15 protein-coding genes, 1 tRNA gene and 2 pseudogenes are annotated in these 15,448 nt (G+C 59.1%); 8 read left to right on the top strand and 10 right to left on the bottom strand.

What is annotated here, in order from left to right:
- Positions 1–50 precede the first annotated feature (50 nt).
- The 5 genes from ACU0FH_RS12010 to rpmH form a co-directional block, all read right to left on the bottom strand.
- The gene (locus ACU0FH_RS12010; RefSeq protein WP_446194828.1) at positions 51–1,592 is read right to left on the bottom strand and encodes a putative bifunctional diguanylate cyclase/phosphodiesterase; all 1,542 of its coding nucleotides are present in this window, start codon (positions 1,590–1,592) and stop codon (positions 51–53) included.
- 90 nt (positions 1,593–1,682) lie between these two features.
- Entirely contained in the window at positions 1,683–2,525 is an 843-nt protein-coding gene (gene ttcA / locus ACU0FH_RS12005) for a tRNA 2-thiocytidine(32) synthetase TtcA (protein WP_446194826.1), read from the bottom strand.
- A gap of 51 nt (positions 2,526–2,576) precedes the next feature.
- Complete coding sequence (gene yidD, locus ACU0FH_RS12000) at positions 2,577–2,795, bottom strand: membrane protein insertion efficiency factor YidD (RefSeq protein ID WP_446194825.1); 219 nt, start codon at positions 2,793–2,795, stop codon at positions 2,577–2,579.
- On the bottom strand, positions 2,792–3,139 hold the full coding sequence (gene rnpA, locus ACU0FH_RS11995) for a ribonuclease P protein component (RefSeq protein ID WP_446194823.1): 348 nt from the start codon (positions 3,137–3,139) through the stop codon (positions 2,792–2,794). Before rnpA ends, yidD begins: the two co-directional genes overlap by 4 nt.
- A 163-nt stretch (positions 3,140–3,302) precedes the next feature.
- On the bottom strand, positions 3,303–3,437 hold the full coding sequence (gene rpmH / locus ACU0FH_RS11990; protein ID WP_027241708.1) for a 50S ribosomal protein L34: 135 nt from the start codon (positions 3,435–3,437) through the stop codon (positions 3,303–3,305).
- A gap of 295 nt (positions 3,438–3,732) precedes the next feature.
- Here rpmH and ACU0FH_RS11985 point away from each other — a divergent pair, with 295 nt between their 5' ends.
- The 5 genes and pseudogenes from ACU0FH_RS11985 to ACU0FH_RS11965 all read left to right on the top strand — a co-directional run.
- The gene (locus ACU0FH_RS11985) at positions 3,733–4,458 is read left to right on the top strand and encodes a TVP38/TMEM64 family protein (protein WP_446194822.1); all 726 of its coding nucleotides are present in this window, start codon (positions 3,733–3,735) and stop codon (positions 4,456–4,458) included.
- A gap of 2 nt (positions 4,459–4,460) precedes the next feature.
- Positions 4,461–5,879, top strand: a complete 1,419-nt coding sequence (locus tag ACU0FH_RS11980) for a dihydrolipoyl dehydrogenase family protein (protein ID WP_446194821.1) — start codon at positions 4,461–4,463, stop codon at positions 5,877–5,879.
- Positions 5,880–5,895: 16 nt separating this feature from the next.
- Positions 5,896–7,281: a sensor histidine kinase gene (locus ACU0FH_RS11975; protein ID WP_446194820.1), complete on the top strand. Its 1,386-nt coding sequence runs from the start codon at positions 5,896–5,898 to the stop codon at positions 7,279–7,281.
- Positions 7,282–7,335: 54 nt separating this feature from the next.
- A tRNA-Arg gene (locus ACU0FH_RS11970) sits at positions 7,336–7,412 on the top strand.
- A 214-nt stretch (positions 7,413–7,626) separates the two neighbouring features.
- A pseudogene (locus ACU0FH_RS11965) lies at positions 7,627–8,224 on the top strand (transposase); the annotation flags it as partial.
- 344 nt (positions 8,225–8,568) lie between these two features.
- On the opposite strand, the gene ACU0FH_RS11960 reads toward ACU0FH_RS11965, so the two are convergent.
- Complete coding sequence (locus tag ACU0FH_RS11960; protein ID WP_446194819.1) at positions 8,569–8,964, bottom strand: RidA family protein; 396 nt, start codon at positions 8,962–8,964, stop codon at positions 8,569–8,571.
- 87 nt (positions 8,965–9,051) lie between these two features.
- Between ACU0FH_RS11960 and ACU0FH_RS11955 the strand changes: the two genes are divergently transcribed.
- Both ACU0FH_RS11955 and ACU0FH_RS11950 read left to right on the top strand, forming a co-directional pair.
- A complete protein-coding gene (locus ACU0FH_RS11955; protein ID WP_446194818.1) occupies positions 9,052–9,390 on the top strand; it encodes a helix-turn-helix transcriptional regulator in 339 nt (112 codons plus the stop codon).
- A 6-nt stretch (positions 9,391–9,396) separates the two neighbouring features.
- On the top strand, positions 9,397–9,795 hold the full coding sequence (locus ACU0FH_RS11950; RefSeq protein WP_446194817.1) for a helix-turn-helix transcriptional regulator: 399 nt from the start codon (positions 9,397–9,399) through the stop codon (positions 9,793–9,795).
- A 1,402-nt stretch (positions 9,796–11,197) separates the two neighbouring features.
- Here ACU0FH_RS11950 and ACU0FH_RS11945 read toward each other — a convergent pair.
- The 3 genes from ACU0FH_RS11945 to ACU0FH_RS11935 form a co-directional block, all read right to left on the bottom strand.
- Positions 11,198–11,881, bottom strand: coding sequence for a glutathione S-transferase family protein (locus ACU0FH_RS11945; protein WP_446194816.1), 684 nt, complete (start codon positions 11,879–11,881; stop codon positions 11,198–11,200).
- 63 nt (positions 11,882–11,944) lie between these two features.
- A complete protein-coding gene (locus ACU0FH_RS11940; RefSeq protein WP_446194815.1) occupies positions 11,945–12,832 on the bottom strand; it encodes an NAD(P)/FAD-dependent oxidoreductase in 888 nt (295 codons plus the stop codon).
- Positions 12,822–13,283, bottom strand: a complete 462-nt coding sequence (locus tag ACU0FH_RS11935) for an RrF2 family transcriptional regulator (RefSeq protein ID WP_446194814.1) — start codon at positions 13,281–13,283, stop codon at positions 12,822–12,824. The genes ACU0FH_RS11940 and ACU0FH_RS11935 overlap by 11 nt, the downstream gene beginning before the upstream one ends.
- Before the next feature lie 522 nt (positions 13,284–13,805).
- Here ACU0FH_RS11935 and ACU0FH_RS11930 point away from each other — a divergent pair.
- A pseudogene (locus tag ACU0FH_RS11930) lies at positions 13,806–15,240 on the top strand (IS1182 family transposase).
- Positions 15,241–15,256: 16 nt separating this feature from the next.
- Here ACU0FH_RS11930 and ACU0FH_RS11925 read toward each other — a convergent pair.
- A partial coding sequence (locus ACU0FH_RS11925) for a hypothetical protein (RefSeq protein WP_446194813.1) occupies positions 15,257–15,448 on the bottom strand: 192 nt, incomplete at its 5' end.

The raw sequence follows: 15,448 nt of genomic DNA, 5'->3' as shown, positions 1-15,448 counted from the left end.
GGGAGTCCAGCGGACGTTGAGCCAATCTGCCTTGAAGTCTTATTCGGCGATTAGCCGGTGTCGCGGCGCAGGATCGGGGTGTCGATCAGCGTCACCCGATGGGCAGTCAACCAAGAGAGTGTTTTTTCAAACGGCATCGGCCGCGCGATACCAAAGCCCTGTACGTGATCGCATCCAAGCTGTGCCAGTATCACATGTTCACCGGCGGTCTCGACACCTTCCGCAAGCGTTTCGATCCCGAGCCGTTCCGCCATGGTGAGGATGGCCCCGATCATGCGCTGTTGTTCAGGGTCGAGATCTGCGCGCAGGACAAAGGATCTGTCGATCTTGATCCGGCTGATCGCAAAGCGGCGGATCGAGGCTATCGAGGCATGACCGGTGCCGAAATCGTCGAGGTCGATGTGACAGCCCAGCTTGCCCAGCCCCAGCACATTGCGCGTGACCATGTCGTCAGAGCAGCTTGTCACCACGGTTTCGAGTATTTCGACGCAAAGCCGCTCGGGCGTCAGATCGAACCGGTCGATTTCCCATTTTATGCGATCCACCAGCGTCGGGTTGCGCAATTCATCCGTAGCAAAATTCACGCCGACCATTGGGACATCGAATCCGGCCTCGTCCCAGGTCTTCACCGCGCCAAGCGCATGCTGCAACATGATCTGGCCAAGCCGTTCCCCCAACCTGGCCTCTTCGAGGATCGGCAGGAATTCATTCGGAGGGATCATGCCGTGTTCGGGGTGGTTCCAGCGTGCAAGCGCCTCGAACCCCGTCACCTTTCCCGTGTCCGAAGATACCTGAGGTTGATACCAGGCTATGATCTGGCCGTTTTCGAGGGCATCTGCGGCTTCGTCATGCAGCGCGCGCCGGGTCCGTACCCGGCGATGCAGTTCCAGCGAGAAGGCCCGGATTGCAGAGGGCCCGTTCAGCTGGGCGTCGGCGAGTGCGGTCGCGGCTGCGGCGATCCAGTCATCGGAAGTCTTGCCAGGCGCACGGCTGCGCTGGCAAAACCCGATGGAGCAGGAAAGATAGAGTGACATGCCGTCCAGTTGAATCGGGTCTTCGAGCGCGGCCTGTATGCGCCCAGCCAGGCTGATGCAGATTTCGAGATCAAGCTGCTGTATCGGGCTGGTACAGACGCCAAAACGGTTGTCGCCGAGACGGGCAAGCGTATCGCTGGCCCGCAGAAAGCCCTGGATACGCTGGCCGCATTGCACGACCACCTGATCCGCCGCCGCCTGCCCGTGCAGATCGACGAGATCGCGATAATGGTCGATATCTATCAGAATACAGACCGATTTGAGCCGTGTTGCGCCGGTTCTTGCGAAGATATCCGCCGCGATTCGTTCAAACCCGTCCCGCATGATCAACTCGGTGATGCGGTCACGCCCGCCCGCGCCGCCGATCCCGTGCCGGGAATAAAGCCCGGTCGCGGCAAAGAGCAGGGGCAGCCCAAGCGCGGTCAAAAGGAGAGCGATTTCTCCACCGAACCAGAAGGCGGCAAGCGAGATGGCCGGGAGAAAGGCAATCGACGATGGCCCCGAGATCATCGGTGCAATCCAGTCCCGCAGTTTTACCAGGCTGTCGGGAATTCGCATGTCCTACCCTTCTTGATGCAGCTTGCACCAAGTGACACTAGGCAGGCCCGATCACCGCCCGGTTAACGTCCTGGGGATTTTTGCGACGAATTAGTCGGGAATTTTCGCTGTATCCCTCATCAGCCCTGCGAAATCGAAAAGCTGCGGGTCGAGCAGGTGCGAGGGCCGGGCATTCATCAGCGCCCGGAACATGACCTGACGGCGGCCGGGGCTGTTGGCTTCCCATGTATCAAGGATCTGCTTGACCTGCTGGCGTTGCAGCCCGTCCTGGCTGCCGCAGAGATCGCAGGGAATGATCGGATAGTTCATATCGCGGGAAAACCGCTCGCAATCCGCCTCGGCCACGTGGGCGAGGGGGCGATACACGAACAGATCGCCCTCTTCGTTCAAGAGCTTGGGCGGCATGGTCGCAAGACGTCCGCCGTGGAACAGGTTCATGAAGAAGGTTTCGAGGATGTCGTCCCGATGATGGCCAAGCACCACGGCAGAGCAGCCTTCCTCGCGTGCGATCCGGTAGAGATTGCCGCGCCGCAACCGCGAGCAGAGCGCGCAAAAGGTCCGGCCCTGCGGGATCTTGTCCATCACGATCGAATAGGTGTCCTGATATTCGATCCGATGGGGGACGCCCATTTTTTCGAGGAATTCGGGCAGCACGGTTGCCGGAAAACCCGGCTGACCCTGATCTAGGTTGCAGGCGAGAATGTCTACCGGCAGCAACCCGCGCCATTGCAGTTCATGCAGGACGGCAAGCAGGGTGTAGCTGTCCTTGCCGCCAGAGAGGCAGACGAGCCAGCGCGCGCCGCGTTCGATCATGCCATATTGTTCGATGGCTTCGCGCGTCTGCCGCACGATGCGTTTGCGCAGCTTTTTGAACGCGGTGCTCGACGGCGCCCCGGCAAAAAGTGGATGTATATCGTCGTTATCGTCCAGCATGTGCGAGCTTTAGTCGAGCGCCCCGGTCCGGGCAAGGGCGCGTGATGATTGTTAGGGCACGTTGTCGATGCCGGACCCGCCCAGAGGGTGACAGCGTCCGATCCGGCGCAGGGCAAGCCAGCCGCCTTTCAGCCCGCCATGCTTTTCAATCGCTTCCAGCGCATAGGCCGAGCACGTCGGCTGGTAGCGGCAATTGAAGCCGACCCAGGGCGAGAATATCAGCCGATAGGCCCGTACGGGCAGGGCGACGATATGGCCAAGCGGGGTCATGGGCGGGCATGCAGCTTGCGCAGCGCATAGCGCAGGTCGTTCTGAAGGTCGGTGAAATCGCGTTCGGCCGTTGCACCGGCCCGTCCGATCAGCACGTAATCCCAACCACTTTGTCCCGCATCGGGCAGGACCAGCCGCGCCGCTTCGCGCAACCGGCGCTTGGCACGGTTGCGGGCCACGGCATTGCCGACCTTTTTGGAACAGGTGAACCCGACACGAATGCCGTCATCATCTTCGGGCCGCTTGCGGGCCTGTACCATCATCGAAGACGTGCCCTGTCGCCTCGCACGGGCGGCGGCGAGGAAATCGGCGCGTTTCTTCAGAATGGCAAGTCCGGAACTCATCGCACAGCCTCCTGCCTGCGGGAGTAATCCGCATTCAGTCGGCGAGCGTGCCGGGTTCCGGACAATAAAAGAGGCACCGCCGGAGGTCGTTTCCCAGTGCTGGTTGGTCCAGCGCGGAAAACCTCCGGCGGTGCCACGTCAATCCGTTCCCGAGGCGCGTTGTTTACGCGCTCAGTTCCTTGCGGCCGCGGGCGCGACGTGCGTTCAGGATCTTGCGGCCGGCTTTGGTAGCCATGCGCGCACGAAAGCCGTGCCGCCGCTTGCGGACAAGATTAGAAGGTTGAAAGGTGCGTTTCATGGCGCTCTCTCCAGTTTCGGGCGGGATGTGGCGCGGATTCGCCGGACCCCGGGTATAAGAAGCCCGGTCTCTACTGTGGGTTTCACGGCAAGTCAAACCCTTCGGCAGAGAAATCGACAGCGCGTGAAACATTTCGCCGTTTCAGAGGCGGCAATTCCCCTTATTCCTCAAGTTATTCGGGAAATTTCGCTTCGCAAACCCATATTTGATCAAAGAAACGTCAATCCCCTGTTCCAGCCCTGGCGATTGCAGCATGAAGAATCCGGGCGGACAAAAGCGAGGCAAGGGCAGATCAATGGCAGAATCGATGCAGTCTCCGGGGTGGCGGCGGTACATACCCATCGCCATCATCGCTGCGGTCGCGCTGATCGGTGCCTTTACCCTGCGCGATTACCTGAGTTTCGAGACCCTGCGCGACAACCGGGAATCGCTGCTGCAGTTCCAGCGCGACAACCCGCTGCTTCTGGGTGCGGTTTTCGTGGCGATCTACGTGACCATCGTTTCCTTTTCCCTGCCCGGTGCGGCGGTTGCATCGGTGACGGGTGGCTTTTTGTTCGGACTGCCGCTGGGCACGGCGCTGAACGTCCTATCCGCTACCATCGGGGCCTCGGTCATATTCCTTGCCGCGCGCTGGGGGCTGGGTGCGGCGCTGAGCGCCAAGATCGACGCCTCCGAAGGGCGGCTACGCCGGTTGCGCGAAGGACTGCGCGAAAATGAGATCAGTGTGATGCTATTGTTGCGGCTGGTGCCTGCCGTTCCCTTTTTCGTGGCCAATCTGCTGCCAGCGCTGGTCGGGGTGCGGTTCGCGAATTTCTTCTGGACCACGGCGCTGGGCATCATTCCCGGCGCGTTGGTCTTCACCTCCATTGGCGGCGGCCTTGGCGCGGTTTTCGACCGAGGGGAGACCCCCGATCTTTCCCTGTTGTGGGAGCCGCGGATCATCGGTCCGATCCTTGGTCTTTGCGCCCTTGCGGCGCTCCCAATGGTCATCAAGGCATTTCGGGGCGGAAAAGGGGTTTGAGAATGGAACGGATAAAGACGGATATCCTCGTGATCGGTGCCGGTTCCGCCGGGCTTTCGGTTGCATCCGGTGCGGTTCAGATGGGGGCCAAAGTGGTCCTGCTTGAAGGCCACAAGATGGGCGGCGATTGTCTGAACTATGGCTGCGTCCCGTCCAAAGCCCTGATTGCCAGCGCCAAGGCCGCCCATCAGCAGGCGCATTCGGCACCCTTCGGTGTGGCTAACGTAAAGCCCGATGTCGACTACAAAGCTGTCATGCAACATGTCGCCGGGGTGATCGACACCATCGCGCCTGTCGACAGCGAAGAGCGGTTCGAGGGGCTGGGCGTAAAGGTCATCCGCGAATTCGGCCATTTCATCTCGGAAAACGAGGTGCAGGCCGGGGATACGATCATTTCAGCCAGACGCATCGTCATCGCCACCGGCTCGCGCCCGATGGTGCCGCCGATCAAAGGCTTGGACAGTGTTGAATACCTGACCAACGAGACGCTGTTCGATCTGCGCGAAAAGCCGGAACATCTGCTGATTATCGGAGGCGGCCCGATCGGAATGGAAATGGCGCAGGCGCATCGCCGTCTAGGCGCGCGGGTCACGGTGATCGAAGGCAGCAAGGTGCTGGGCAGGGGAGACCCGGAACTGGTGCGTTACGTCACAGATGCGCTGACCGGGGAAGGTGCAGATATCGTCGAAGAGGCCAAGGTCTCCTCTGTTCAGCAGGTCGACGAAGGCATTCGGGTCAGCTGCGAAGACGGCCGGGTGTTCACCGGCTCACACCTTCTGGTCGCAGTGGGTCGCGTTTCGAACATTGAAAAGTTGAACCTCGGGGCGGCCGGAGTCGAGACGGCCGACAAGGGCATCCGCACCGATGACGGCCTGCGCACCACAAACCGCCGCGTCTATGCTATCGGCGACGTGGCGGGCGGTATGCAGTTCACCCACGTGGCCGGTTATCACGCCGGAGTCGTGATCCGGTCGCTGCTTTTTGCACTGCCGTCCAAGGCCAAGACCGATCACATCCCGCAGGTGACCTATTGCGACCCGGAACTGGCGCAGATCGGCCTTACCGAAGAGGGTGCACGTGCGATGTACGGAGATCAGACAGAATGTGTACGGTTTTCATACGCCGAAAATGACCGTGCCCAGGCCGAACGCAAAACGGAAGGGATGATCAAGGTGGTGGTGGTCAAGGGGCGCCCGGTGGGAGCCTCTATCGTCGGGCATCAGGCGGGCGAGCACATCAACCTCTGGGCGCTGGTTCTGGCGAACAAGATGAAGATGTCGCAGATCGCGGGCATGGTCTCGCCCTATCCGATCATCGGTGAAATCAGCAAACGTGCCGCCGGGGCCTATTTCTCACCTAAACTGTTTGGTAACAAAACGGTCAAACTCGTGGTTGGGGCTATTCAGAGATGGCTGCCCTGAAGATGGAACTGGCTTGATGCTGAACACGCTGTCCGGGCGCATTCTGGTTTTGACCACGCTGTTCGTGATGCTGGCCGAGATTTTCATTCTCGTGCCTTCGGTATCGCGATACCGTGAAGTCTACCTGAGCGACCGGCTCGAACGCGCACAGATCGCATCGCTGGCGCTGCTGGCCGACGATATGATCGACATGGATCTGGAGGCCGAGCTTCTGGAAAACGCCGAGGTGTTCAACGTCGTTCTTCGGCGCGATGAAATGCGGCAACTGGTGCTGTCCTCGCCCATCCCGGATTCAATCTCCGAAACCTTCGACATGCGCGAATCCAGCGCGCTGGGTCTGATGAAGGACGCGCTGAAACGGCTGGTGACGCCGGGGAACCAGATCATCCGGGTTATCGGCGCACCGGTTCGCGACGCCGGGCTTCTTATTGAAATAACGATGGAATCCGGCCCCTTGCGGCAGGGCATGATCGATTACGGCATTCGCGTTCTGACCCTCTCTGTCATCATCTCGCTGATTGCAGCGATGCTGCTGTTCCTTGCGGTGCGCATGTTGCTGGTCAAGCCGATCAAGCGCGTGATCGGCAATATGAAACGCTATGCGGCGGACCCCGAAGATTCGCGGGGGATCATCGAGCCCGGCGCAGGTATCCGGGAATTGCGTGAAGCCGAAGAGGCACTTTACGGTCTCCAGACCGAATTGACCCATGCGCTGCGGCAAAAGGAACGGCTTGCGCAACTGGGTGGCGCCGTCGCCCGCGTGAGCCATGACCTGCGCAATATCCTCGCTTCGGCACAGCTCTTCACCGACCGGATCGAGACCAGCGAGGATCCGCTGGTGCGTCGCATGGCGCCCAAGCTCGTGAATTCGATTGCCCGGGCGATTTCGCTCTGCGAAAGTACGCTGGCTTTCGGCCGGGCCGAAGAGCCCGGGCCGACCTTGTCAATGGTGCGTCTGGTTTCGGTCGTGGATGACGTGATCGCCAGCGAAAGCATCGCCGTCGAAGACAGCGGCAGCACCCTGACACGGGATGTACCAGGCGACATGATGCTTCGTGCCGATCCCGAGCAGTTGTTCAGGGTGATTCTGAATCTCGTACGCAACGCGCATCAGGCGCTGATCTCCGCTCGCCGCAACGGCGTCGTGACAATCTCGGCGCGGGATACCGAAGAGGCATGGTATATCACCGTTTCCGACACCGGTCCCGGGCTACCCGCCAAGGCCCGGGAACATCTTTTCCAGCCTTTTCAGGGTGGTGCACGCAAGGGCGGGTCCGGCTTGGGCCTTGCGATTGCATCCGAACTGGTACGCGGTCACGGCGGCGCGTTGCGGCTGGTCACCTCGACGGATGAAGGCACAACCTTCGAGATCCGGCTGCCCAAAGGGCAAGACATCATTTAACTTCAAATCGGGGGTTGCAAACCCCCCGCGCCTTGTCTACATCCCGCCCTCAGTGGACCGATAGCTCAGCTGGATAGAGTACTTGACTACGAATCAAGGGGTCGGGGGTTCGAATCCTCCTCGGTCCGCCACTACCATCTGAAAAGATTAATTAAATTGACGATGCTTTTAGCGCACCCGCCAAAAAGCCCGCCAACCTAATTTCGCTTGGATGCTACACGCTGCAACATCTATCGTCGTTGACGTAGGTAGCGAGTTCTGGGTCAAGTTGCCTCTTTAACTCGCATAGGATTGCCATCGTTTTGTATCAAAGTCTTTGTGCGTTCCATGCTGGGTCTGATCTAAAGAAAGCGTCATGATATTGACCCAGAAAGGCTTACCGCAGGCAGCGCCTATGGGTCAGGGCCGATGCTGGGATGGCTGGTTGATCGTGAAATCAATCCCCGCATTCCTGTGCTGGACAAAGTAGGCCGTACAGAAGGCACATGGAGCCGCACTGACTTTAATTAGGACCCTGAGAGCAAACAGTACATCTGACCTGAAGGCGAGCCACTCAGGCAGTTTCGGCGCATTTACTCGGACCCGAACCGTGATCCGACTGGCAAAGCTATCGCCAAATATCAGGCGTTGAAGCACACCTGCCAAGCCTGTCCATCGAAAATGAAATGCTGACCAAAAGCCGATGCCCGCAAGATTATGCGCGAAGAGCACGAAGATGCCGGTCATGTTGCCCGCGACATCGCAAAGGCGAAACAAAATGCGATCTCAATGCGGCTCCACCAAAAGGTCGAGATTCTCTTTGCCCACCTCAAAACGATTCCCCGGGTTGGGCAGGCTACGACTACGTGGGCCATGCGGTGCAAATGACGAATTTCTCCTCGCCGCAACCGCCCAAATCCTTCGCGAATTAGTCAAGATCTTTCCTGCACTGCAGCAAACGCGCAAAGTCTACAAGAGAGGCACTCGCGCTCAGTTCGTACCGTCATTTTCTGCGCAGGCAACACGTTGCTTTTCCAAAGAATGGGCGGACAAACGACCTTCGCTGCGTCCCGCACGAACGGCCGCGATGCGCAGAAAGCGCCCTTTGCAAAGTTGCGGTGGCGTCGCCTGCTGGAGCGACGTGACCGGCCCTATCCGGACATTCGCCAGGCTGGTACTCGCTGCGTCGCAGCTTCCCCGAACCGACCCTTCGCGGCAACGTGCAGCATCGTCTTCAGGCCCGAGGTCCGCAATGCGGGACCAAGCGGCCATTGATGGCGTCCCGCTCAATGGCCGCATTGGTGGATGTCAGGCCGCTGCTGTCGCTTCAATCTCGAACAGCAGTCCGGGGATGGCCAGACGTGTCACGCCCAGCAACGTCATCGGCGGGGCCACTTGGTGAGGACCGAACCGCATGCCCATCAGATCGAAATTCTTCAGCGCTTCGTCCACGTCAGTGGCATAGACGCCCAGCTTGACCACGTTGCCCAGGTTCATGCCCGCGCCTTTCAGGACCGCTTCCAAGTTGTCGAGCGCCAGGCTGATCTGCGCGCGCATGTCGCCGAAATGCTGCGGATTGCCTTCACCATCCACTGAGGTCTGACCGGCGCAGATCACTTGCCGCGTCGCGCTGTCGATCACTTCGGCCTGATTGTAGCCAAGCTTGATCGACCAGTCCCACGGGTTCACAGCTGTCCGTTCCATCTCGCAATCTCCTTGTTCTCAGTTGCCGGAATCGGTGTAGAAGGAAGCAGTGCCAAAATATGGCACCATTTTTGATAGTGTGCCGATATGAATGTGAGACTCAGACATGACGCTATCGTGCGCACCCTTCGCCGCAACGACACGTCCACGATTGATGCGCTGGCCGAGGAGGTGGGTGCGTCCCGCCGCACTGTTTTGCGCGACATCTCTGCCCTACGTGACGCGGGTTATGTCATCCATTCCGATGTCGGGCGCGGTGGCGGGCTGCAACTTGATCCGCAGTCCGTTCAGACGAGCGCGAAGCTGACGGTGCCGGAGGTCTTTGCCCTGTTGATCAGTGTCGCGGCGATGCGGGCAGCTGGCAACCTTCCGTTCTCCGAACTCGCCGATGCGGGCCTTGCCAAGATTGAGAAGGCCCTTCCTTAGGACAAGGTGAAGGATCTTCGAAACTTCCTGGATTGCCTGCATATCGGTCAGGTGTCGCCGCTTCAGGATCTGTCCGACATGGGCAGGATGGACCCGGACCTGCTCCCGGCTTTTGAACGGGCGTTCCTGGGGCGCCACCTCATCCGGTTCGATTATCGGGATGCGAAAGGGCGCAAGACCCGGCGCGAGGTGGAGCCGCAAGCCATGCTAATCCTGCCGCCGCTGTGGTATCTCGTCGGCTGGGACCAGACGCGTGACGATTTCCGGCATTTCAGGATGGACAGGATCAGCAATCCGGTAGCGATGGACGACACAGGTTTTCGCCGTCGGCATGTGCCGTTCGAAGATGATGTCTGTCCGTACAGCGAATTGCAGTCGGAGCGGCGAAGCAGTCATTCCTGGTAAATGCAGCATCCGCCAAATTGGGCTCAAACCCGACCTTCTCCGCACGGCAGCAAAGATTCCAACGGTTCCCGGGCTCGGGAAGGTCGGTTATGCTGACAAAGCTGCCACTAATCAGATCAGCTGCCGCTCAAAGCCGCAAAGACAAAGAATGTCCACGCCGCAGATGCCAAAACCACAAAGCGCAGCCAGCCGAAAACCGGCTGCCCACGGCGCTTTTGGCGAACATGGATAGGCCATGCGATTGCACAACATATGGTCGGCATGAAAAGCAGTCCTAAAAGCATGGCCGCATTTGCCAAACCAGTTAGATAGCGAGGATGTGTCCCGACTGTATCGGATGGAGGCGTGAAAACATCGGCAGAGATTGTCACCAATAAGCAGACACTAGCAGCCAACGCCACCGATGCTGCGACGTCCAAAATCCCCCAACTCGTGACACTAAATCCGGCAAATTGTCTCCCTCGTCATCACGCTAGTTCAATGCCTTTCCGTTGGCTATGGCCTCGACTGCGGGTTTTCTGAACTATCCCCGGGCTCTGACTAATGCCGACAGTGCGGACGAAGCTGCCATTTAGCCGAACCAGTTGAAAGGTCGCGTCTCAACCAATTTGATCTGGATGATTCGAAGATGGCACCGACGTTCATGTCCAGAGCGAAGTAACGACTATGATCCAGCCCAAAAAAATTCCGATTTTCAGGACATAGACCTTCCAAGGATAATCGGTGGCCGTTTTCCCGGAAACGTATCGGAAAAAGTAACCAGAAACAGTGCTATCAGCGCCATAGTATCGCTTCCATTTTTGGAAGCCAAACACCCCAAACACCGCCAGAGGCAGTAGGAGTGCGGCAACCAATCCAGTTAGAGCTATGACTTTCAATTGGCCCCCTTTTTTGAAACATTTATCCGCCAGCTTCGAGCGTACCAAACACCTGCTTAGCAGTCCTTCATGATCTATGCAGCATCAGGAAAAGTGGGCTCGAAGCGGACCTTCGCTGCGCTGCGCGGCCAAACGATTGGTCGCTCCTAACGCGCCGTCGCCTCCGGCCCTAACCCGACCTTGGGGCTGGCCGACCTCGCTGCGGCGCAGCTCCACCGAACCAGTCGTTCATGCGTCGCGCAGCATTTTTCTACGGCCAAGGTACGCTGTGCGGGACTTTCCGGCCATTCGGCGATTAGCTGGTGCAATTACAGCATGACGAAGGAGTTACTCGCAGCCGCAGCGCAGATCACGTTGGCGGTCGTTCAAGACCGCACCAAACCCAGGAGCCTGATGCACCTTGCGTCAGCGCCACCCCACCGATGCTGATAAAGTCGCCGTTTGGTGCTGAGTTGCTAAGGACGGCATTGATCCACAAACATCTTACCGGAGATCAGAGCAAAGAGGCTCGCAGATAAATGATATCATGCGGCTTTGGAAAGCTGGATGCCTGGCAACCCATAGGCCATGTCATGAAGCACCTTCGGATATTCCGGAGGTGTTGCACTCGCACGCTGGCTGAAGTCTTCGTACCAGCGGTCCAAGGCCGGGCAGTCTTCCGGCAGCGTTACCCCGTAGAACCTGTTTGCAAATTGAAAAGTTGCCATCGCCATGCAATCGGCGACGGTGACTTCATCTCCTGCCAGGAATGGTCCGCTGGTCTCTGAGACCAATACCTCGAGAATGGCCACGTGATGGAAGAAGGCATCTCGCGCCACGCGAGCAGCATCATGACTCTGCGGCTCGCGCATTGCGAAAACCGGGCTTGCATTGTGGCACCAGGTGCCGAAGTGAATGCAGGCTTCGTCGATGACGGACATAAGTTCACGGGTACGTGCGCGATCCCGCGCCGTCCGGCCAAGCATGCCAGGGCTGGGATGTATTTCTTCGAGATACTCGAGAATAGCGACCGACTGCCGGATTGCCGGGCCACCATCGGGGATGAGGATCGGGACGGTTCCGGAAGGGCTGACGGATTTCAGTTCGGCGGGTGGCCACTCTTGCATGGCGTCAAAGGCGATGCGCTCGATCTCGGCCAATCCCTTTTCAGCAAGGTAGATGGCAACACGGCGCGGGTAGAGGCCCCATGCAAGTTCATAGAGTTTCATGGTGTGTCCTTTCGCATTGTCTTCCAGCGCTTGCCGCGCATTAGCCCTGTTGGATTTCGAGCATCACTCGGGCCAGACCAGCGAGCGATGCAGCTGCATGCCTGCCAGCGCTCCATCCCCGACAGAAAGCGAGACGGAATGCGGAATCCGGGCAACATCTCCACAAGCGTAGATCCCCGGAACCGAAGTCTGTTTGGTCTCATCCGTCGAGATCATGAGACCGATCGGCGTTTCAGTGGTCTGACACCCGACTTGTAGATGGAGCGGGCTGGCCGGCGTCACGGTTGTCGCGACAAACAGCGCTGCGAAAGGGATCATCCGACCGTCCACCAGCTGAACGTCGGCTTCGCCCTCGATCTTCAGGATCGACGTCTCCTCAAGCACGACACCACGCTGCAGAAGGGATTGCCTGCTGGGATCTTTAAGCGTGACGGCCCGGTTGGTGAAGAGCGTCACATTCCCCCATTCGGAAAGAAGCTCGGCCTGATGAGCGGACATGGGACCGTTGCCTATGACACCAATCCGACCTTCGTTCAGTTCATACCCATGGCAGTACGGACAGTGGAAAACGGACTTCCCCCATTTGGAGCCAAGGCCGTCGATCTCGGGCAGGATGTCACGGACGCCGGTGGCAAACAGGACGCGGCGCCCGCGGATCTCAGTTTTGTCCTCCAGCTGGACGACGAAGGCATCGCGTACTCCATGTAGAGAAAGCGCCCGGGACTCGTGCCATTCGAGGGTTGGATAGGCTTCCAGCTGCGCGCGGGCATCCGCGGCAATCCGATCGGGGGATATGCCGTCCTGCCCTAAAAAGCCATGGGATTGGCTGGCGAACCGGTTGCGCCGTTGACAACTATCGACCACGCAGACCTTGCGGCGCGCGCGCAACAGTTGAAGCGCAGCTGCCATTCCCGCGTATCCACCGCCGACGATGATGACATCATGAGACATTCTTGTCCTCCCTGTCCTGTTGTTCCCGGTCGGCAAACCGCTGGGCGAAGTCCGTCGCCAGCTGCTGAAGAGTAACGCCCTCTAGTCGGCTCAAGAGGAGCGCCTCTGCTTCGGCAAAGGCATCGTTCAGTGACGCATTGACCACCTGTTCAACGAGACAAACCGGCATCTCATCGCGATTGCCAATCGCGAAAATCTGCGGTTGTCCCAGAGCGACGTGCAGATCTCTGAGGGTGATCTCAGCCAGATCAGCGGCGATATACCATCCACCCGCATGCCCCCGCTCCGAGGCCACGATGCCTGCTCGGCGCAATAATCCCAGGGTTCGCCGAACAACGACCGGGTTTGTTTGGAGACAAGCAGCAAGTTGTTCTGAGGTCATGGAAACATCGCGCTCGGCCATATGCAGCAGCGCGTGAAGCACGAGTGAGAGGCGACTATCACGTTTCATGTAACTATATGTGTTACGAATCATGTCGAGATGCAAGGCCAATTTGGGTTTAAGGCCTGTTAGCGCTCAGCATAAGCGAATGACCCCTGCAGCGATGGCAACGAACCGTCATTAAGAGCCAACTGAATCCAATAGAGAAAACAAAACCATGGGCCAGCCCCCCCCTACAACGGTCGGGATGACCGGATCGATTTCATACGAGCTGGGCGGCACTATCGCGGTCGCCAAACTGAGGAGCGTGCTCGGCAGCGTCCGCAATGGGCTCGGCGCCGCCATGCGGCGATGCAGAGCAAACCCCGATCTTGGTGTGCTCTGAATGTCGGCATCCACCCTTGCTCGGCGATTGGATCGTCGCAGCAGCGAAGGTCCGGAAACCGCCCTTTCGGTCGGACCCCTCGCAATCGCGGCACACATCGAGCCTTTGCAGCGAATGTCAGGAACGTCCGGATGGTGTTGAAAAACTACACTTGAGTGATGTCTTGGCTGCTGATTCACTTCACGTGAGGCATGGGAGAGCTGACGATGATGGGGTTGAGGCAGGTTGCGCAAGGCGCGCTGTTCTACGAGTTCACGATAGAAGACCATGTCCCGGAGGATCATTTGCTCAGGCGCATCGATCGTTTCGTCGAACTCGGTGACATGCGCCACCATCTCGGGCCTTTCTACAGCACGACGGGTCGGCCATCGATAGATCCCGAGCTGATGATCCGGATGCTGATTGTCGGCTACGCCTTCGGCATTCGGTCGGAACGGCGGCTTTGCGAGGAGGTTCATTTGAACTTGGCGTATCGCTGGTTTTGTCGGCACCTGGCCGATCCGGTGCCCGACCATTCGACCTTCTCGAAGAACCGGCACGGACGGTTCCGTGAGAGCAATCTGTTCCGACATCTCTTCGAGGCGGTGCTGGCGCGCTGCATCGCCGAGGGCCTGGTGGGTGGCGAGAGCTTCGGAGCGGATGCGTCGCTGATCAAGGCGGATGCCAGCCGTTATACCAAAGCGGATTTCTCGGAATGGTCGGCGGAAGACGGGGCCAGCCGAGCAACGCAGGAATACCTCGACACCCTCGATGGTGAGCGCAGGAACGCCACTGGTTCGAGAGAATGCGCGAACGCTTTCGGCGCAGCCACGCCCATGAAGCCGAAGGCGATCTCGCCTACCGATCCGGCCGCACGGTTTACCGGAGCCAACGGTGATAGACCCTTCTTCGCTTATAGCACCAACTACTTGGTGGTTCTGGATAACGCGATCATCGTCGACGTCGAGGCTACCGTTCCGATCCGGCAGGCCGAGGTCTGCGCCGTGCGTGACATGCTGACGAGAACCAGAGAGCGGTTCGACTTTCATCCGGACACGCTGGCCGCGGATACGGCCTACGGCACGGCCGAGATGCTCGGCTGGCTCGTCGACGAACAGAACATTGAACCGCACATCCCGGTCTTCCACTGCCCGACAGGCGATTGCGAAGCAATCTGCCGATAGGGACAAATCCGAGCGCAAGGACGGCGCTTATCCGGCCACCGACTTCGCCTACGATGAAGCGGCAGACGAGTACCACTGCCCCGGAGGCCATGCGCTGAAGCCCTACTGGCGGGACATCTCGAAGGGGCGACCAGAGTTCGGAAAGGACGGCTTCAAAAAATACTTGGCCCGAAAACAGGATTGCGCCGCCTGCGCCCTGAAACCCCGATGCACGCCCAATCAGACGACCCGCAAAATCTCTCGGTCAAGACACGAGCACGCGCGCCAAAAGGCGCGGGAGATCGCCACGACCGACGCATATGTTGCGTCGGGCTATGCCAGGAAGAAAGTCGAGATGCTCTTCGCCCACCTCAAGCGTATACCCGGTCTCGACCGCCTTCGCCTTCGAGGACCGAACGGCGCCAAGGACGAGTTCCACATAGCCGCAACCGTCCAGAACCTCCGCAAACTCGCCAAGCTGAGGCCGTCACCGGCGTGAGACATCAGCAGGAACGCTATGCCTGACTCGCCGGCCGGAAATTCGGCTCGAGTTTTTCAACACCATCCGGACAAAGCTGCCGTTCGGTGCCCATTATAGAGGGTCCGCTTTCATCTGACTTAAGATGCAGAGTATTCTCGAAACAATAAACCAAAGGATATTCGACGTGAACCCAGGCACCTTCGACAGCGTCAACATTCGGCGGCTG

This window comes from Heliomarina sp. (assembly GCF_052826185.1).
Note: the sequence above shows the minus strand (reverse complement) of the source record. Positions and strands in the feature narration are given on the sequence as shown.

Excerpts from the sequence above, each read along its gene's own strand:
- ACU0FH_RS12010 (WP_446194828.1), bottom strand. The coding sequence starts at position 1,592 with ATGCGAATTCCCGACAGCCTGGTAAAACTGCGGGACTGGATTGCACCG.
- ttcA (WP_446194826.1), bottom strand. The coding sequence starts at position 2,525 with ATGCTGGACGATAACGACGATATACATCCACTTTTTGCCGGGGCGCCG.
- yidD (WP_446194825.1), bottom strand. The coding sequence starts at position 2,795 with ATGACCCCGCTTGGCCATATCGTCGCCCTGCCCGTACGGGCCTATCGG.
- rnpA (WP_446194823.1), bottom strand. The coding sequence starts at position 3,139 with ATGAGTTCCGGACTTGCCATTCTGAAGAAACGCGCCGATTTCCTCGCC.
- rpmH (WP_027241708.1), bottom strand. The coding sequence starts at position 3,437 with ATGAAACGCACCTTTCAACCTTCTAATCTTGTCCGCAAGCGGCGGCAC.
- ACU0FH_RS11985 (WP_446194822.1), top strand. The coding sequence starts at position 3,733 with ATGGCAGAATCGATGCAGTCTCCGGGGTGGCGGCGGTACATACCCATC.
- ACU0FH_RS11980 (WP_446194821.1), top strand. The coding sequence starts at position 4,461 with ATGGAACGGATAAAGACGGATATCCTCGTGATCGGTGCCGGTTCCGCC.
- ACU0FH_RS11975 (WP_446194820.1), top strand. The coding sequence starts at position 5,896 with ATGCTGAACACGCTGTCCGGGCGCATTCTGGTTTTGACCACGCTGTTC.
- ACU0FH_RS11960 (WP_446194819.1), bottom strand. The coding sequence starts at position 8,964 with ATGGAACGGACAGCTGTGAACCCGTGGGACTGGTCGATCAAGCTTGGC.
- ACU0FH_RS11955 (WP_446194818.1), top strand. The coding sequence starts at position 9,052 with ATGAATGTGAGACTCAGACATGACGCTATCGTGCGCACCCTTCGCCGC.
- ACU0FH_RS11945 (WP_446194816.1), bottom strand. The coding sequence starts at position 11,881 with ATGAAACTCTATGAACTTGCATGGGGCCTCTACCCGCGCCGTGTTGCC.
- ACU0FH_RS11940 (WP_446194815.1), bottom strand. The coding sequence starts at position 12,832 with ATGTCTCATGATGTCATCATCGTCGGCGGTGGATACGCGGGAATGGCA.
- ACU0FH_RS11935 (WP_446194814.1), bottom strand. The coding sequence starts at position 13,283 with ATGAAACGTGATAGTCGCCTCTCACTCGTGCTTCACGCGCTGCTGCAT.